Here is a 14,425-nt window from a genome sequence, read left to right on the forward strand (position 1 = left end):
CGGCCTTTCGTGTGATGGTCGGTCAGACACTAACGGTGTGAGGGGCGTTGGGCAGGCGGTCGGCCGGGGAGGCGCCGTCGTCCGCCCCGGCCGCCCCGGTGCGGGCGGGGCCGCGCAGCATCGTGGCGGCGACGACGAAGGCGGTGATCAGGAGACCGGCGCCCACTGCGAAGGCGAGGCGGTAGCCGCCGGTCAGGGCCTCGGCCCCGGTCCCGCCGCCGGCCAGGAGGCTTTCGGTGCGGGAGGCCGCCAGGGTGGACAGGACCGCGACGCCCAGGGCCATGCCGATCTGCTGGGTCGTGTTGAACAGGCCGGACGCGAGGCCCGCGTCCTTCTCGCCCGCCCCGGACATGCCGAGCGTGGTCAGCGCCGGCAGCGCGAGGCCGAAACCCGCGGCGAGCAGCATCACCGGGAGGAGGTCGACGGCGTAGTCGGCGCGCACGGGGACGCGGGTGAGGAGGCCGAGGGCGCCGACGAGGAGGACGATGCCCGCCAGCAGGACGTTGCGCTCACCGAAGCGGGCGTTGAGCCGGGCGGAGACGCCGAGCGAGACCGCGCCGATCACCACGGCCGCCGGAAGCATCGCGAGACCGGTCTCGGCCGCTCCGTAACCGAGCACCTTCTGGAGGTAGAGGGCGACGAGGACCTGGAAGGAGAACAGGGCGGCGACCATCAGGATCTGCACGAGGTTGGCTGCAGAGACGCTGCGCGAGCGGAAGATCCGCAAGGGCACGAGCGGGTTCTTCGCGGTGGCCTGCCGGACGAGGAAGGCGGCGAGGAGCACGGCGGCGAGGGCGCCGAGGCCGATGGTGCGCACGGAGGTCCAGCCGTACTCCTCGACCTTGACGACGGTGTAGATGCCCAGCATCAGCCCGGCCGTGACGAGAACGGCGCCGATGACGTCGGCCCCGGCCCGCAGGCCCAGACCGCGGTCGGCGGGGAGTACGGCGACGGCGACCGCGAGGGCGGCGACGCCGATCGGCAGGTTGATGAAGAAGATCCAGTGCCAGTCGAGTGCGTCGGTGAGCACGCCGCCGAGCACCTGGCCCAGGGAGGCGCCCGCCGCGCCGGTGAAGCTGAAGACGGCGATCGCCCTGGCGCGTTCCGCGGGCTCGGTGTAGAGCGTGACGAGGATGCCCAGGCCCACGGCGGAGGCCATCGCGCTGCCGAGCCCCTGGAGGAAGCGGGCCGCGATCAGCACGGCGGGCGTGGTCGCCGCGCCGGCCAGGAGCGAGGCGGCGGTGAAGACCGCGGTTCCGGCCAGGAACATGCGCTTGCGGCCGATCAGGTCGCCGAGCCGGCCCGCCAGCAGGAGCAGGCTCCCGAACGCGATCAGGTAGGCGTTGACGACCCAGCTGAGGCCGGCGGCGGTGAAGCGCAGATCGTTCTGGATGGCGGGCATCGCCACGGTCACGATGGACCCGTCGAGGATGATCATCAGCATGCCGGTGGCGATGACGCCGAGGGCGAGCCGGCGGGAGCGGGGGGCTGCTGGGGGCGGGGCGGATGCGGCGCGCATGCGGTCTCTCCTGACCTTGGGACGACAGGAGAGACCGTAGCAGATAGTTTTGTTGCAGACTATCTTTTACGGCACCGCTTACGCCCTACTGCCGGGACTGGCGCGCCCGGCGGGCGGGGCGCGGGTGCTCGGCGGGGACGGCCAGGCCGTCGCCGGCCAGCCGCTTCAGGGCGCGCAGCAGCCCTTCCCGGTCCGCGTCGGGAAGCGCCGCGAGGGCCTGCTCGTGCACGCGGTCGACGATCTCCTGACTGCGGGCGGCGACGCGGGCACCCTCTTCGGTGACCGCGACGATCCGCGCCCGCCGGTCCTTGCTGGAGGGGCGGCGCTCGGCGAGACCGGCCTTCTCCAGCGCGTCGACCGTCACCACCATCGTGGTCTTGTCCATGTCGCCGATCTCGGCGAGCTGGATCTGCGTGCGCTCCTCTTCGAGGGCGTGCACGAGGACGCAGTGCATACGGGCCGTCAGGCCGATCTCGGCGAGCGCGGCGGACATCTGGGTGCGCAGCACGTGACTGGTGTGGTCGAGGAGGAAGGACAGGTCCGGTTCGGTGCGGGCGGGCGTCATGGCGGTCATCCGGCCAGCGTAGAGCAATTCGATCTGTTACGGATTATCCAGAAGAAACGAATCCCCGCCCCCTCGCTCCGACGCGGGGCCGTCGGTCGTCTTGAACATGTTCAAAAAGAGGTCTAGATTCATTCCTGCCAGCCTTTTGAACATGTTCAAGAAAGGGTGGGGTATGGACCTCACTGTTGTCGCCTACGCCGTCTACCTGCTGATCAGCGTCGCGCTCACCGTCTGGGTCGCGCGCACCCTCAGCCGCAACGGGCGCATCTTCATCGCCAGCGTCGTGCGCGGCGACGAGAAGCTCGCCGACGCGGTCAACCACCTGCTGGTGGTCGGCTTCTACCTCGTCAACCTCGGTTTCGTCACCCTGTACCTCAAGGCGGCACAAGCCGTCGAGGACGCCCGGGGGCTCTTCGAGGCACTCTCGGTGAAGATCGGCGTCGTCCTGCTGGTCCTCGGCGTCATGCACCTCGGCAACGTCTGGGTCCTCAACAAGATCCGGCGGCGCTCCGTCATGGAACGCGAGCAGGTCCCCCCGGTCCCGCCGCAGGGCTGGACCTCCCCCGCGCCCGCCGGGGCGTGAGCACGATGAGCGGACTCCCGGTGAGCCGGCTGACCGTGCTGTACGACGCCCAGTGCTCCCTCTGCGTGCACCTGCGGAACTGGCTGCTGCGCCAGCGCCGGCTCGTGCCGCTGGACCTCGTCCCCGCCGGTTCGGTGGAGGCGCGGCGCAGGTATCCCCGCCTCGACCATGAACGCACCCTGCGCGAGATCACGGTCATCGGCGACAAGGGCCAGATCTTCGCCGGGCCCGCCGCCTGGGTGGTGTGCCTCTGGGCGCTGGCCGACCACCGCTCCAAGGCCCACTGGCTCGCCACCCCGGCGGGCGCCCCCTTCGTCCGGGGCACGATGCTCGCGGCATCCAAATACCGGGAGGTGTCGACGGCCGGCCGTGTCGGCGCGGGTGTGCCGGTGCCCTGCGACGACCGGTGCGCCGTACCCGGTTAGGCTCGGACACCGTGACTGAAGACAAGGCCCCCAAGAGCGAGCAGACCCGCACGCTCATCCTCGAAACCGCGCTCCGGCTGTTCCAGGAACGCGGTTACGACAAGACGACCATGCGGGCCATCGCCAAGGAGGCGGGGGTCTCGACGGGGAACGCGTACTACTACTTCGGTTCCAAGGAACACCTGGTCCAGGGCTTCTACGACCGGATCGCCGCCGAGCACCAGGCGGCGGTCCGGCCCGTACTGGACCGGGAGACCGACCTGGAGGCGCGGATGGCCGGGGTGCTGAGGGCCTGGCTGGACATCGCGGCGCCGTACCACGAGTTCGCGGCCCAGTTCTTCAAGAACGCGGCGGACCCGGAGAGCCCGCTCAGCCCGTTCTCCCCCGAGTCGGAGCACGCCCGCGAGGCGGCCGTCGCCGTCCACCGGGAGGTGCTCGCCGGCTCGAAGACCAAGGTCCCCGAGGAACTCCGGGACATCCTGCCCGAGTTGATGTGGCTCTCCCAGATGGGACTTGTCCTGTACTGGGTCTTCGACCGCTCGGACGACCGGGAGCGCAGCCGCCGCCTCGCCGACCGCGGCGCCCGCCTCACCACACGCGGGGTCGTGCTCGCCCGCTTCCGGGTGCTGCGTCCGCTCGTACGCGAGGTGCACGAGCTGTTCACGGACTTCCTGCCGGGAATGGCCGAGGCGGCGGCCGCCCGCAGGACGGGCTGAGACCGCCGCTCCCCGTCCGGCCCCCCGCCGGGGAGCCGGACCGCGTACCGGCTACGCCTGGCGGGACTCCAGTTCCACCACGGTGATGTCGGACTCGGCGCCCACCCGGACCGGCGGGCCCCACGCGCCGGCGCCCCGCGAGACGTACAACTGCGTGTCGCCGTAGCGTTCCAGGCCGGCGACGGTCGGGTTCGCCTGGGCGGCGAGGTAGTTGCCCGGCCAGAGCTGGCCGCCGTGGGTGTGTCCGGACAGCTGGAGGTCCACTCCGTGGCGCACGGCGTCGTGGATGACGATCGGCTGGTGCGCGAGCAGCACCGACGCGCGTGCGCGGTCGCGGTCCCCCAGTGCCCGTACGAAGTCGGGTCCCTGGCCCTCCCGCTCGCCCGCCACGTCGTTGACCCCGGCGAGGTCGAAGCCGGCGATCTCGACGCGGTCGTTCTCCAGCGGTCTCATGCCCAGTTCGCGCACATGGTCGACCCACTGCTCGGCGCCGGAGAAGTACTCGTGGTTCCCGGTCACGAAGTACGTGCCGTGCCGGGCCTTGATCCCCGCGAGCGGCTCGGCGGCGTGGCCGAGGTCGGCCACGCTCCCGTCGACCAGGTCACCGACGACCGCGACCAGGTCGGGCTGGGCGGAGTTGATCGTGTCGACGATCCGCAGCGTGTGCGCGCGTCCGAGGATCGGCCCGAGGTGCACGTCGCTGACGACGGCGATGCGGAACCCGTGCGCGGCGCGCGGCAGTTTCGCCAGCGGCACCCGGACCCGCTTGAGCCGCGGGCCGCGCAGCACTCCGTACGTCCCGTACCCCACGGTCCCCAGCGCGGCCACCGCCGCGCCGGCCCCCACCACGCGGGAGACGAACAGCCGCCGCGAGAAGTCCCCGGACGCGGTGGAACCGGCCGGCGCGCCGGGCGCGACGGGGGGCTCGGGCGCAGGGGGCGCGGGCGGTGCGGGTTCCGTCACGGTGTCGGTGTCGCCCGCGGCCGGTGCCGGGGCGGACGCCGAAGCGGTCGCGGCGGAGGAGGCGGCGGGCGCGGGTGACATGTCGGTGGTGGCGCGCGGCGGCGGGGTCGGGTCCGCGCCGGCGGCCGGTCCGGGCTCCGGCGCCCCGGGAACGGGCCCGGCGGCGGAGGTACCACCACCGCGCACCGCGGAGTCCCGGCGGCCCAGCGCCCACCGCAGCAGCGGGCGTACCGCCTCGCCGACCACCAGGGCCATCACCAGGTACAGCAGAACGGCCAGCCACAGGTACCCCGGCCAGGCCAGCACCTGCTGGACCCCGAACGGCGCGCGGGCCTGCGAGGCGACCACCGTTCCGACCGACAGCAGCGGCAGCACCACCGCCGCCGCCGTCCCGGCCCGCCGGGCGGCGCCGCCCGGCAGGGTCGTGTCGCGGACCAGCCGGCGCCACACGTACCAGTGCGCCCCGGCCAGCACGCCGAGGACCGTGAGGGCGACGAGAACGAAGACGACGACCACTGTTATCCCTGGCTCCGCTCGCGTCGCAGGGCCCGCACACCACGGAACCCGATCACCCCGACCGCCGTCCCCAGAAGAAAGGACGTGACGGCAAGCAGCAGGTGCACCCAGAAGTACGCAGTCGGGTCACCCGCGTCGTCGAAGGCGAGCCCGCTGCCGTCCGCCCACAGATTTTTGACGAAAGTGACCCAGATGAACCAGCTCCACACCCCGAAGGCGAGCAGGAACCAGGAGACGGAGCGGCTGAGCTTCATGGAGCCAGTATCGCCGCCTGCCCACGGTGCCCGCCGCCGGGGTGCGGACCCGGGGGCCGGCGCCCCTGCTGGGCCGACCCGGCTCCGCCCACGGCGGTTCACCCCCGCCATGTCCACCACCACAGACACGCCCTGTACGTTCACGTTCGTGTCTGCCGTTAACAGGACCGCGCTGACGGTCCTCTCCGCCGCGTTGCTGCCCGTACTCACCGCACTCCCCGCGCAGGCGGCCGTCGCGGACGACAAGCCGGGCGCCCGGCAGCCACAGCCACCCGCGGTGATGTCGACGGTCGGCGGGGCCCAACTCGGCCTGCCCGGAACGCAGGTGAGCCTGGGTCAGGGGGCGCCGGTCCTGCCCAAGGAGGTCAGCGGCCGGTCGTGGATCGTCGCCGACGCCGAGTCGGGCGACGTACTCGCCGCGCACAACGCCCACTGGCGGCTGCCGCCCGCGTCCACCCTGAAGATGCTCTTCGCGGACACGGTCCTGCCCCGTCTGTCGAAGTCGCAGGTCTACAAGGTGAAGGACAGCGACCTCGCGGGCGTCGGCGCGGGCAGCAGCCTCGTCGGCATCAAGGAGGACCACACGTACTCCGTCCACGACATGTGGCTGGGGGTGTTCCTGAGGTCCGGCAACGACGCCGTGCACGTCCTGTCGGAGATGAACGGCGGCTGGGACAAGACCGCCCGGGACATGCAGGCGCACGCCGAGGAGCTCCAGGCACTCGACACCACGGTCGTCTCGCCCGACGGCTACGACGCCAAGGGGCAGGTCAGCAGCGCGTACGACCTGACGCTCATCGCCCGCAGCGGCATGCAGAAGAAGGACTTCCGCGAGTACTGCTCGACGACGACCGCCACCTTCCCCGGTGAGAAGAAGAAGGGGAAGAAGCGCGAGAGCTTCGAGATCCAGAACACGAACCGCCTGCTGACGGGGGCCTGGGGCGTCGAGCCGTACAAGGGTCTCGCGGGCGTCAAGAACGGCAACACCACCCACGCGGGGGCGACGTTCACGGGTGTCGCGCAGCGCGGTGACAGGGTGCTGCTGGTCACGGTCATGAACCCGTCCGCCAGTGAGGGCAGCGCCGTCTACAAGGAGGCCGCCCGCCTGCTCGACTGGGGCTTCGAGGCGTCCGGCAAGGTCACGCCGGTCGGTGAACTGGTGCCGCCGAAGTCGGCCGACACGGGGCAGGGCAAGCCCGCCGCCCAGGGCAAGGGCGGCAGCGGCAAGGGGGCGGTCGCCGGTGACACGGCCGGCGCCGAGGACGCGCGGACGCGGCTCGCGGCACACGACGGCGGCGGTGGCGTGGGCACCGCGCTCGCGGTCGCCGGCGGCGTACTGGTGGTACTGGCCGCCGGGGTCCTCCTGGTCAACCGGCGCTGGCCGCTGCCCGGCCTGTCCCTTCGCCGCCGGCGCCGGTAGGGGGAGCGGAACGGCGGGGCGGGGGGCCGCCCCCAACGCCGGGCCGCTCGTCACGGTCCGTGCCGCGGGGCCGGTCCTCGTCGTCCGTCCGGGTCTCGTCGCCGTCCGTCCGGGTTTCGTCGCCGTCCGTCCGGGTCTCGTTCCCGTCCGCCCCGGCCTCCGGCGGCAGCTCGTCGGCGTGCCGCGTGGCCGTCCAGGCCGCGCAGCACAGCAGCAGCTTCGCCGTGAAGTTGATCCACAGCAGCAGGGCGACGGGGACGCCGAACGCCCCGTACATGCTCTTGGCCGCGACGCCCTTCATGTAGCTGCCGAGCAGCACCTTGAGCAGTTCGAAGCCGACCGCGCCGATGAGCGACGCGGTGATCAGCCGGTGCCGCACCGGGTGCACCCCCGGCAGCAGCGTCAGGACGTACAGCAGGATCAGGAAGTCCGCCCCGACGGCGAGGGCCAGCGCGGCGATCTGAAGGAACACGCCGCCCGCGCCGCTCTGGGAGACGCCGATCCGCTCGGCGGTCCAGCCGACGGCCGTCGAGCCGATCGAGGAGGCCGCCCACGACGAGAGCCCGATCAGGCCGAGACCGGCCAGCACTCCGGCGTCCTTGAGCTTGCGTACGAAGGGGTTCCCTTCGTCGGTGTCGTCCAGGCCCCAGACCGCCCGCAGGCACTCGCGCATCGACCCGACCCAGCCGATGCCGGTGAAGAGCAGCAGGGCTCCGGCGACCACGCCGATGGTGCCCGCGTTCTCCACGAGGGACGCCAGGTCGAGCTGGCCGGAGATGCCGGGGACCTGCTCGGCGATCTTGCTCTCCATCCGGCGCAGCTGTTCGTCGGAGAGCAGGGCCGCGCCGATCGCGGCGGCGACCGTGATCAGCGGGAACAGCGCGAGGAAGCTGATGAAGGTGATGGCGGCGGCCAGCCGGGTCCAGTGCGCGCGGTCGAGCGTCTCGTACGTACGCCAGGCGTGCGTGAACGTCAGCCGGGTCGCGAACGGGCCGACGACGGGCAGGTTCTTCAGCCAGTCCATGACGTCTGCCTACCCCGCGGGGCGAAAACCAGTGTCCGCGTCCCCCAGAAGCGCAGCACCGTCGCCAGCGCCATGCCGACGACCGCTCCCGAGACGGTGTCCGCGCGGACGGAGGTGAGACCGAGTCCGTGGTGCGACACGGCGACGCAGAGCAACTGGACCGCCGCGCCGGCCACGTTGACGCCGAAGAAGACGGCGTACCGCCGCAGCGTCGCCCGTACGCCCGCCGACCGCTCCCCCGCCGCCCGCCGCCGGTAGGTGCCGCACGCGTTTCCGGCGTACGCGACCGAGCAGCCGGCGACGAAGGACAGCGCCTTCGCCGTGAGCGGGTCCCAGCCGAGCGGGCCGCGCAGCCAGACGAACAGCGCGAGGTCGACGGCGTACGCGCAGCCGCCGGCCAGCGCGAAGCCGCGCAGTTCGGCCCAGGTCACCCCCGCCGCCCCTCTCACAGATCGGCCACCGCGAGCCCGTACATCGCCACCCAGACCAGGCCGATGACGGCCAGCCCCCGGTCCCGCAGGACGACGTCCTCGGGGGCTCCCGCCGTCCCCCGATCCGCGAACACGGCGTACCGCAGCACGGAGAGAATGAACGGGACCATCGACAACTGGCGCCACGGCAGCAGGCTGCCGTTGGCCGTGCCGCCGCTCTCCAGCGCCCACAGGCAGTACCCGAGTACGGCGACTCCGGCCGCGAGCTGCCAGACGAAGCGCAGGTAGCCGGTGGTGTACTCCCCGAGGAGGGCGCGGGTGGCGCCCCGCTTGCCCGGGCGGGCGGCCATCTGCACGGCCTCGGAGTAGCGCTTGGCCGCGACCATGAAGAGCGCGCCGAAGCCGGCGGTGATCAGGAACCAGCGGGAGAGGGGGATGTCCAGCGCGACACCGCCGATCATGGCGCGCATGAGGAAGCCGGTGGTGACGACGACGAGATCCACGACCAGGACGTGTTTCAGCCACACGCAGTACGCGAGCTGCATGACGACGTACGCCGTCAGGAGCGCGGCCGTCATCGGGTTGCAGAGCAGCGCCGCGAAGACGGCCGCGAAGAAGGCGAGGAGCGCCCCGGCCGCGTACGCCACCGGCACCGGGACCTGTCCGGCGGCCACGGGGCGGCGGCACTTGACCGGGTGCGCGCGGTCGGCGGCCGCGTCGCGGGCGTCGTTGACCAGGTAGACGGCCGACGCGGCGGCGGTGAACAGCACGAAGACGAGGGCGAGTTGGGCGACGGCGCGCGAGGAGGCCAGCTCGCCGGCGGCGGCCGGTGCGGCGAGGACCAGTACGTTCTTGACCCACTGGCGGGGGCGCGCGGTGCGCAGCAGCCCGGCGGGCAGGCTGAGCGGCCGCCGGCCCGGCGCTCTCGGCGGCGCGGCGCGGCGGGGCTGGCCGATGACGGGAGTGGGGGCGCCGGCCGGGGCGTTGGCGGTGCGCGTGCCGGTCGGGCGGGGGCCGCGGGGAGCGGGGCCGTGCGGGCCGGGGGCGTGCGGGCCGGGGGCGTGCCGGGCGGGGCCGTGCGTGCCGGGGCTGCGCCCGTGCTGGGTGGGGTGGTGGGTGCTGGTGGGACTGCTGCTGCGCTCAGGCATGGGCGGCGCCTCCTCGGGCCACGGCCGGGGCCACGCCTCCCACGGGGGCGGCGGCCCGCGACGCGGCGGTGGGAGCGGGGGCGGCGGCCGCCGCCGGCTCCGCCATCCAGGCCGCGCCGAGGCCCGCGGTGATTCCGCCCAGCAGGGCTCCGGCCAGCACGTCCGTCGGGTAGTGGACCCCGGCCACCAGCCGGGAGACGCACACCGCGGCGGCCAGTGGCGGCACGAGCCGGCGGCCGGCCGGGCGCAGCGCCCCGAAGGCCACCGCCGCGGCGGCGGCGGACGCCGCGTGCGAGCTGGGGAACGAGTGCCGCCCGGCGGTGCTCACCAGCGGCTCCAGCGCGGCGAGCCGGGGGCGGGCGCGGCGTACGGCCGGCTTGACGGCCATGCTGGCGAGGTGCGCCGCGCAGACCAGCGCCGTACCCCGCAGCCAGCCGCGGCGCCGCCGGTGGTCGGCCCCCGCGCCGATCAGACCGGCCGCGATCCACACGGCGCCGTGCTCGCCGCACCACGAGAGCCCCCGGGCGGCGGCCGCCACACGGGGGTCCGTGCCGCAGTCCCGCATGGCCGACAGCAGACGGCGATCAACCTCTCGCATCTGTCACCCCTCTTCCTTGGCGGCGGCCCGGCCAGTCGGCCGGGCGCAGGCAAGGGGCAACGCTGCTCGGATTAAGCAGACTAGTCATGTTAATTGCCTGCGACACACCACCAATCACCCGTTCGCCCAGCACAACAGGCGATTTACGTGATCCGGATGTTTAGGGGCGATACGGTCCTTGCCATGCCTGTCGACACCGCCCCTGTGGAAGTGACCGGTTGGGGCCGCACCGCCCCGACCACCGCCGCCCGCGTGGTCCGGCCGCGCTCGTACGAGGAGGCCGCGGCGGCGGTCCTCGACTGCGCGGCGCACGGAGCGCGCGGCGGCATCGCGCGCGGGCTCGGCCGGGCGTACGGCGACGCGGCGCAGAACGCGGGCGGCTCCGTGCTCGACATGACCGGCCTCGACCGCATCCGCGCCATCGACGCCAGGACCGGCGTCGTGGAGTGCGACGCGGGCGTGAGCCTGCACCGGCTGATGGAAGTGCTGCTGCCGCTCGGCTGGTTCGTGCCGGTGACCCCCGGGACGCGGTACGTGACCGTGGGCGGCGCGATCGGCGCCGACATCCACGGCAAGAACCACCACGGCTCGGGATCGTTCTCCCGCCACGTCCTCTCGCTCGAACTGCTCACCGCCGACGGCGAGGTGCGCACCGTGCCCGCCGGCACGGACCTCTTCGACGCCACGGCGGGCGGCATGGGCCTGACCGGCGTCATCCTCTCGGCGACCGTCCGGCTGCACCCGGTGCAGACCTCGTTGATGAGCGTCGACACCGAACGGGCCGCCGACCTGGACGACCTGATGGCCCGTCTCACCGCCACCGACCACCGCTACCGCTACTCGGTCGCCTGGATCGACCTGCTCGCGCGCGGCGCGGCCATGGGGCGCTCCGTACTCACCCGGGGAGAGCACGCACCCCTGGACGCGCTCCCGGCGCGCGCCCGCCGGGAGCCGCTCGCGTTCCGGCCGGGCAGGCTGCCGGCCGCACCCGGCTTCGTACCGGAGGGACTGCTCGGCCGAACGTCCGTGGGGCTGTTCAACACGCTCTGGTACCGCAGGGCGCCCCGCGCCCGGACCGGCGAACTCCAGAAGCTGTCGGCCTTCTTCCACCCGCTGGACGGGGTCCCGCACTGGAACCGGATCTACGGGCGCGGCGGCTTCGTCCAGTACCAGTTCGCCGTCGGGTACGGACAGGAGGAGGCCCTGCACCGGATCGTCGGCCGCATCTCGCGGCGGGGCTGCCCGTCGTTCCTGGCCGTGCTCAAGCGGTTCGGCGACGGCGATCCGGGCTGGCTGTCGTTCCCGGTGGCCGGCTGGACCCTCGCGCTGGACATCCCGGCCGGCCTGCCCGGGCTCGGCGCGTTCCTCGACGAGCTCGACGAGGAGGTCGTCGCGGCCGGCGGCCGCGTCTACCTGGCGAAGGACTCCCGGCTGCGGCCGGAACTGCTCGCCGCGATGTATCCGCGGCTGCCCGAGTTCCGGGCGCTGCGCGCCGACCTCGACCCGGGCGGCGTCTTCACGTCGGACCTCTCCCGCCGCCTGTCCCTCTGACCGACGGCCGCGGCCGTCGCGGTCCAGCCCCCAGGAGCGCATCAATGAAGGACGCCTTCGGCACCCCCCAGTCCCTGCTCGTCCTCGGCGGCACGTCCGAGATCGGGCTCGCGACGGCCCGTCGCCTGATCGCCCGGCGCACCCGTACGGTGTGGCTGGCCGGCCGCCCCTCCCCCTCGCTCGAAACGGCCGCCGCCGGGCTGCGGGCGCTGGGGGCAGAGGTGCGTACCGTCGCCTTCGACGCGCTGGATCCCGTGGCGCACGAGGAGAAGCTCGGCAAGGTCTTCACCGAGGGCGACATCGACATGGTCCTGCTGGCCTTCGGTGTGCTCGGCGACCAGGCGCACGACGAGGAGCAGCCGCTGTCGGCGGTCCGGGTCGCGCAGACGAACTACACGGGCGCGGTGTCGGCCGGCCTGATCTGCGCGAAGGCGCTCCAGGGCCAGGGCCACGGCTCCCTGGTCGTGCTCTCGTCGGTGGCGGGCGAGCGGGCCCGTCGGGCGAACTTCATCTACGGGTCGAGCAAGGCCGGCCTCGACGCCTTCGCGCAGGGCCTCGGCGACGCGCTGCACGGGACGGGCGTGCACGTGATGGTCGTACGCCCCGGCTTCGTCCGCTCGAAGATGACGGCGGGCCTGCCCGAGGCCCCGCTGGCCACCACGCCGGAGGCGGTGGCCACGGCGATCGAGGTGGGGCTGCGGCGGCGCTCGGAGACGGTGTGGGTGCCGGGGACGCTCCGCGCGGTGATGACCGCGCTGCGGCACCTGCCGCGCCCGCTGTTCCGGCGTCTGCCGGTCTGAGCGGGCCGGGCGGGGTCTCGCTGCTTCGGCGCGCCGGTCCGAGCGGGACCCGTCAGGGGTCCCCGCCGCTTCGGCGGCTGCCGGTCAGGGACGGGACCCGGCAGGGGTCAGGAGCGCAGGGAGGGGGCCGCGGGCTGGTCGACCGGTGAGTTCTGGGCCGGTACGACGCCCGCCGCCCCGCCCCCGAACGCGTACTCACGGAGTTTGCGCCACACCCCGTCGGCGCCCTGCTCGTACAGCGCGAACCCGGCGCACGCCCACTGGGCCTCGTAGTCGGCCAGCTCCTCGTACGCCCGGTCCATCCCCTCCTCGGAGATGCCGTGGGCGACCGTCACGTGCGGGTGGTACGGGAACTGGAGCTCACGCACCAGCGGCCCGGACGCGTCCCTGACCCGCTTCTGGAGCCAGGAGCAGGCCGCCGCGCCCTCGACGACCTGCACGAAGACGACGGGGGACAGCGGACGGAACGTCCCCGTGCCGGACAGCCGCATCGGGAAGGAGCGCCCGGACGCCGCGACCTGCGCGAGGTGCGTCTCGACGGCCGGCAGCACCTCCGCGTCGACCTCGGTCGGCGGGAGGAGGGTGACATGCGTGGGGATGCCGTGCGCGGCGGGATCCCCGAAGCTCACGCGCCGCTCCTGGAGCAGGCTGCCGTACGGCTCCGGGACCGCGATCGAAACGCCGAGCGTTACGGTCCCCACGTCGTTCTCCTCCGTCGTCCGGTGCGTCCTGTGCGGCGCCTGTGTGTGTCCTGCCAGTGTGCAGTGTGGCGGTCGCGGAGCCCTCGTGACCAGAGTCCTTGGTCCGGACTTCCGGCCCCGCGCCCCGTGCTCAGTGCTTGGCGGGCAGCAGACCGACCTTCTCGTAGGTCTGCGCGAGGGTCTCGGCGGCGACCGTACGGGCCTTCTCCGCGCCCTTGGCCAGGATCGAGTCCAGCGTCTCCGGGTCGTCCAGGTATTCCTGCGTGCGGGTGCGGAATGGCGTGACGAAGTCCACGACGACCTCGGCGAGGTCCGTCTTGAGCGCGCCGTACATCTTGCCCTCGTACCTCTTCTCCAGCTCGGCGACGGTCTCGCCGGTGAGCGTGGAGTAGATGGTCAGGAGGTTGCTGACGCCCGGCTTCTCCACCGCGTCGTAGCGGATCACGGTGTCCGTGTCCGTGACCGCGCTCTTGATCTTCTTGGCGGTGACCTTGGGCTCGTCGAGCAGGTTGATGAGGCCCTTCGGCGTCGACGCCGACTTGCTCATCTTGATCCCCGGCTCCTGGAGATCGAAGATCTTCGCCGTCTCCTTGAGGATGTACGGCGACGGGACGGTGAACGTGTCGCCGAAGCGGCCGTTGAAGCGCTCCGCGAGGTCGCGGGTCAGCTCGATGTGCTGGCGCTGGTCCTCGCCGACCGGGACCTCGTTGGCCTGGTAGAGCAGGATGTCCGCGACCTGGAGGATCGGGTAAGTGAAGAGGCCGACGGTGGCGCGGTCGGAGCCCTGCTTGGCGGACTTGTCCTTGAACTGCGTCATCCGCGACGCCTCGCCGAAGCCGGTGAGGCAGTTCATGACCCAGCCGAGCTGGGCGTGCTCGGGCACGTGGCTCTGGACGAAGAGCGTGCAGCGGTCCGGGTCGAGACCGGCGGCCAGCAGCTGGGCCGCGGCGAGCCGGGTGTTGGCGCGCAGCCCCGCGGGGTCCTGCGGGACCGTGATCGCATGCAGGTCGACGACCATGTAGAAGGCGTCGTGGGATTCCTGCAGGGCGACCCACTGGCGTACGGCGCCAAGGTAGTTGCCGAGGTGGAACGAGCCTGCGGTGGGCTGGATGCCGGAGAGCACGCGAGGACGATCAGAGGCCATGGACTCATTCTCTCAGGTGCCGAACCCGGCTCGGCTCTCCGGTGCGTCAAGAGGGTGAGGACGCGGG

The 14,425-nt window shown here is 72.9% G+C and carries 16 protein-coding genes; 6 read left to right on the forward strand and 10 right to left on the reverse strand.

What is annotated here, in order from left to right; genetic code table 11:
- Positions 1 to 22 precede the first annotated feature (22 nt).
- Positions 23 to 1,519, reverse strand: a complete 1,497-nt coding sequence (locus ACWGH0_RS25120) for an MFS transporter (RefSeq protein ID WP_453406484.1) — start codon at positions 1,517 to 1,519, stop codon at positions 23 to 25.
- An 85-nt stretch (positions 1,520 to 1,604) separates the two neighbouring features.
- Positions 1,605 to 2,093, reverse strand: a complete 489-nt coding sequence (locus ACWGH0_RS25125; protein ID WP_453406485.1) for a MarR family winged helix-turn-helix transcriptional regulator — start codon at positions 2,091 to 2,093, stop codon at positions 1,605 to 1,607.
- A 163-nt stretch (positions 2,094 to 2,256) separates the two neighbouring features.
- On the opposite strand from ACWGH0_RS25125, the gene ACWGH0_RS25130 reads away from it, so the two are divergent.
- The 3 genes from ACWGH0_RS25130 to ACWGH0_RS25140 are packed head-to-tail and all read left to right on the forward strand — an operon-like array spanning position 2,257 to position 3,808.
- Positions 2,257 to 2,667 (forward strand): hypothetical protein, encoded by a 411-nt coding sequence (locus ACWGH0_RS25130; RefSeq protein WP_453406486.1) that lies wholly within the window; start codon positions 2,257 to 2,259, stop codon positions 2,665 to 2,667.
- A gap of 5 nt (positions 2,668 to 2,672) precedes the next feature.
- Entirely contained in the window at positions 2,673 to 3,092 is a 420-nt protein-coding gene (locus ACWGH0_RS25135) for a thiol-disulfide oxidoreductase DCC family protein (protein ID WP_453406487.1), read from the forward strand.
- Positions 3,093 to 3,103: 11 nt separating this feature from the next.
- Positions 3,104 to 3,808: a TetR family transcriptional regulator gene (locus ACWGH0_RS25140; protein ID WP_453406488.1), complete on the forward strand. Its 705-nt coding sequence runs from the start codon at positions 3,104 to 3,106 to the stop codon at positions 3,806 to 3,808.
- 51 nt (positions 3,809 to 3,859) lie between these two features.
- Here ACWGH0_RS25140 and ACWGH0_RS25145 read toward each other — a convergent pair whose 3' ends face one another.
- Both ACWGH0_RS25145 and ACWGH0_RS25150 read right to left on the reverse strand, forming a co-directional pair.
- Positions 3,860 to 5,287, reverse strand: a complete 1,428-nt coding sequence (locus ACWGH0_RS25145; protein WP_453406489.1) for a metallophosphoesterase — start codon at positions 5,285 to 5,287, stop codon at positions 3,860 to 3,862.
- A gap of 2 nt (positions 5,288 to 5,289) precedes the next feature.
- Positions 5,290 to 5,541: an SCO4848 family membrane protein gene (locus ACWGH0_RS25150; RefSeq protein ID WP_453406490.1), complete on the reverse strand. Its 252-nt coding sequence runs from the start codon at positions 5,539 to 5,541 to the stop codon at positions 5,290 to 5,292.
- Here ACWGH0_RS25150 and ACWGH0_RS25155 point away from each other — a divergent pair.
- Positions 5,480 to 6,961, forward strand: coding sequence for a D-alanyl-D-alanine carboxypeptidase (locus tag ACWGH0_RS25155; RefSeq protein WP_453406491.1), 1,482 nt, complete (start codon positions 5,480 to 5,482; stop codon positions 6,959 to 6,961). The genes ACWGH0_RS25150 and ACWGH0_RS25155 overlap by 62 nt on opposite strands.
- Here ACWGH0_RS25155 and ACWGH0_RS25160 read toward each other — a convergent pair.
- From ACWGH0_RS25160 to ACWGH0_RS25175, 4 genes are read right to left on the reverse strand one after another with little or no spacing between them, the layout of a single operon-like run.
- A complete protein-coding gene (locus ACWGH0_RS25160; protein WP_453406492.1) occupies positions 6,909 to 7,985 on the reverse strand; it encodes a YihY/virulence factor BrkB family protein in 1,077 nt (358 codons plus the stop codon). The two genes, ACWGH0_RS25155 and ACWGH0_RS25160, sit on opposite strands and share 53 nt — an antisense overlap.
- Entirely contained in the window at positions 7,973 to 8,416 is a 444-nt protein-coding gene (locus ACWGH0_RS25165) for a GtrA family protein (protein ID WP_453406493.1), read from the reverse strand. The genes ACWGH0_RS25160 and ACWGH0_RS25165 overlap by 13 nt, the downstream gene beginning before the upstream one ends.
- A gap of 14 nt (positions 8,417 to 8,430) precedes the next feature.
- Complete coding sequence (locus tag ACWGH0_RS25170; RefSeq protein ID WP_453406494.1) at positions 8,431 to 9,564, reverse strand: decaprenyl-phosphate phosphoribosyltransferase; 1,134 nt, start codon at positions 9,562 to 9,564, stop codon at positions 8,431 to 8,433.
- On the reverse strand, positions 9,557 to 10,162 hold the full coding sequence (locus tag ACWGH0_RS25175; protein ID WP_453406495.1) for a phosphatase PAP2 family protein: 606 nt from the start codon (positions 10,160 to 10,162) through the stop codon (positions 9,557 to 9,559). The genes ACWGH0_RS25170 and ACWGH0_RS25175 overlap by 8 nt, the downstream gene beginning before the upstream one ends.
- A 183-nt stretch (positions 10,163 to 10,345) precedes the next feature.
- Here ACWGH0_RS25175 and ACWGH0_RS25180 point away from each other — a divergent pair, with 183 nt between their 5' ends.
- Both ACWGH0_RS25180 and ACWGH0_RS25185 read left to right on the forward strand, forming a co-directional pair.
- Complete coding sequence (locus tag ACWGH0_RS25180) at positions 10,346 to 11,713, forward strand: FAD-binding protein (protein ID WP_453406496.1); 1,368 nt, start codon at positions 10,346 to 10,348, stop codon at positions 11,711 to 11,713.
- A gap of 44 nt (positions 11,714 to 11,757) precedes the next feature.
- The gene (locus tag ACWGH0_RS25185) at positions 11,758 to 12,513 is read left to right on the forward strand and encodes a decaprenylphospho-beta-D-erythro-pentofuranosid-2-ulose 2-reductase (protein WP_453406497.1); all 756 of its coding nucleotides are present in this window, start codon (positions 11,758 to 11,760) and stop codon (positions 12,511 to 12,513) included.
- A gap of 107 nt (positions 12,514 to 12,620) precedes the next feature.
- Here the strand turns inward: ACWGH0_RS25185 and ACWGH0_RS25190 are convergent, their stop codons facing one another.
- Positions 12,621 to 13,214, reverse strand: a complete 594-nt coding sequence (locus ACWGH0_RS25190; protein WP_453406498.1) for a 2'-5' RNA ligase family protein — start codon at positions 13,212 to 13,214, stop codon at positions 12,621 to 12,623.
- Positions 13,215 to 13,344: 130 nt separating this feature from the next.
- On the reverse strand, positions 13,345 to 14,358 hold the full coding sequence (gene trpS / locus ACWGH0_RS25195) for a tryptophan--tRNA ligase (protein ID WP_453406499.1): 1,014 nt from the start codon (positions 14,356 to 14,358) through the stop codon (positions 13,345 to 13,347).
- Positions 14,359 to 14,425 lie beyond the last annotated feature (67 nt).

Source organism: Streptomyces sp. NPDC054887 (assembly GCF_053610585.1).

Coding starts and splice junctions, on each gene's coding strand:
- ACWGH0_RS25120 (WP_453406484.1), bottom strand. CDS start 1,519: ATGCGCGCCGCATCCGCCCCGCCCCCAGCAGCCCCCCGCTCCCGCCGG.
- ACWGH0_RS25125 (WP_453406485.1), bottom strand. CDS start 2,093: ATGACCGCCATGACGCCCGCCCGCACCGAACCGGACCTGTCCTTCCTC.
- ACWGH0_RS25130 (WP_453406486.1), top strand. CDS start 2,257: ATGGACCTCACTGTTGTCGCCTACGCCGTCTACCTGCTGATCAGCGTC.
- ACWGH0_RS25135 (WP_453406487.1), top strand. CDS start 2,673: ATGAGCGGACTCCCGGTGAGCCGGCTGACCGTGCTGTACGACGCCCAG.
- ACWGH0_RS25155 (WP_453406491.1), top strand. CDS start 5,480: ATGAACCAGCTCCACACCCCGAAGGCGAGCAGGAACCAGGAGACGGAG.
- ACWGH0_RS25150 (WP_453406490.1), bottom strand. CDS start 5,541: ATGAAGCTCAGCCGCTCCGTCTCCTGGTTCCTGCTCGCCTTCGGGGTG.
- ACWGH0_RS25160 (WP_453406492.1), bottom strand. CDS start 7,985: ATGGACTGGCTGAAGAACCTGCCCGTCGTCGGCCCGTTCGCGACCCGG.
- ACWGH0_RS25170 (WP_453406494.1), bottom strand. CDS start 9,564: ATGCCTGAGCGCAGCAGCAGTCCCACCAGCACCCACCACCCCACCCAG.
- ACWGH0_RS25175 (WP_453406495.1), bottom strand. CDS start 10,162: ATGCGAGAGGTTGATCGCCGTCTGCTGTCGGCCATGCGGGACTGCGGC.
- ACWGH0_RS25180 (WP_453406496.1), top strand. CDS start 10,346: ATGCCTGTCGACACCGCCCCTGTGGAAGTGACCGGTTGGGGCCGCACC.
- ACWGH0_RS25185 (WP_453406497.1), top strand. CDS start 11,758: ATGAAGGACGCCTTCGGCACCCCCCAGTCCCTGCTCGTCCTCGGCGGC.
- trpS (WP_453406499.1), bottom strand. CDS start 14,358: ATGGCCTCTGATCGTCCTCGCGTGCTCTCCGGCATCCAGCCCACCGCA.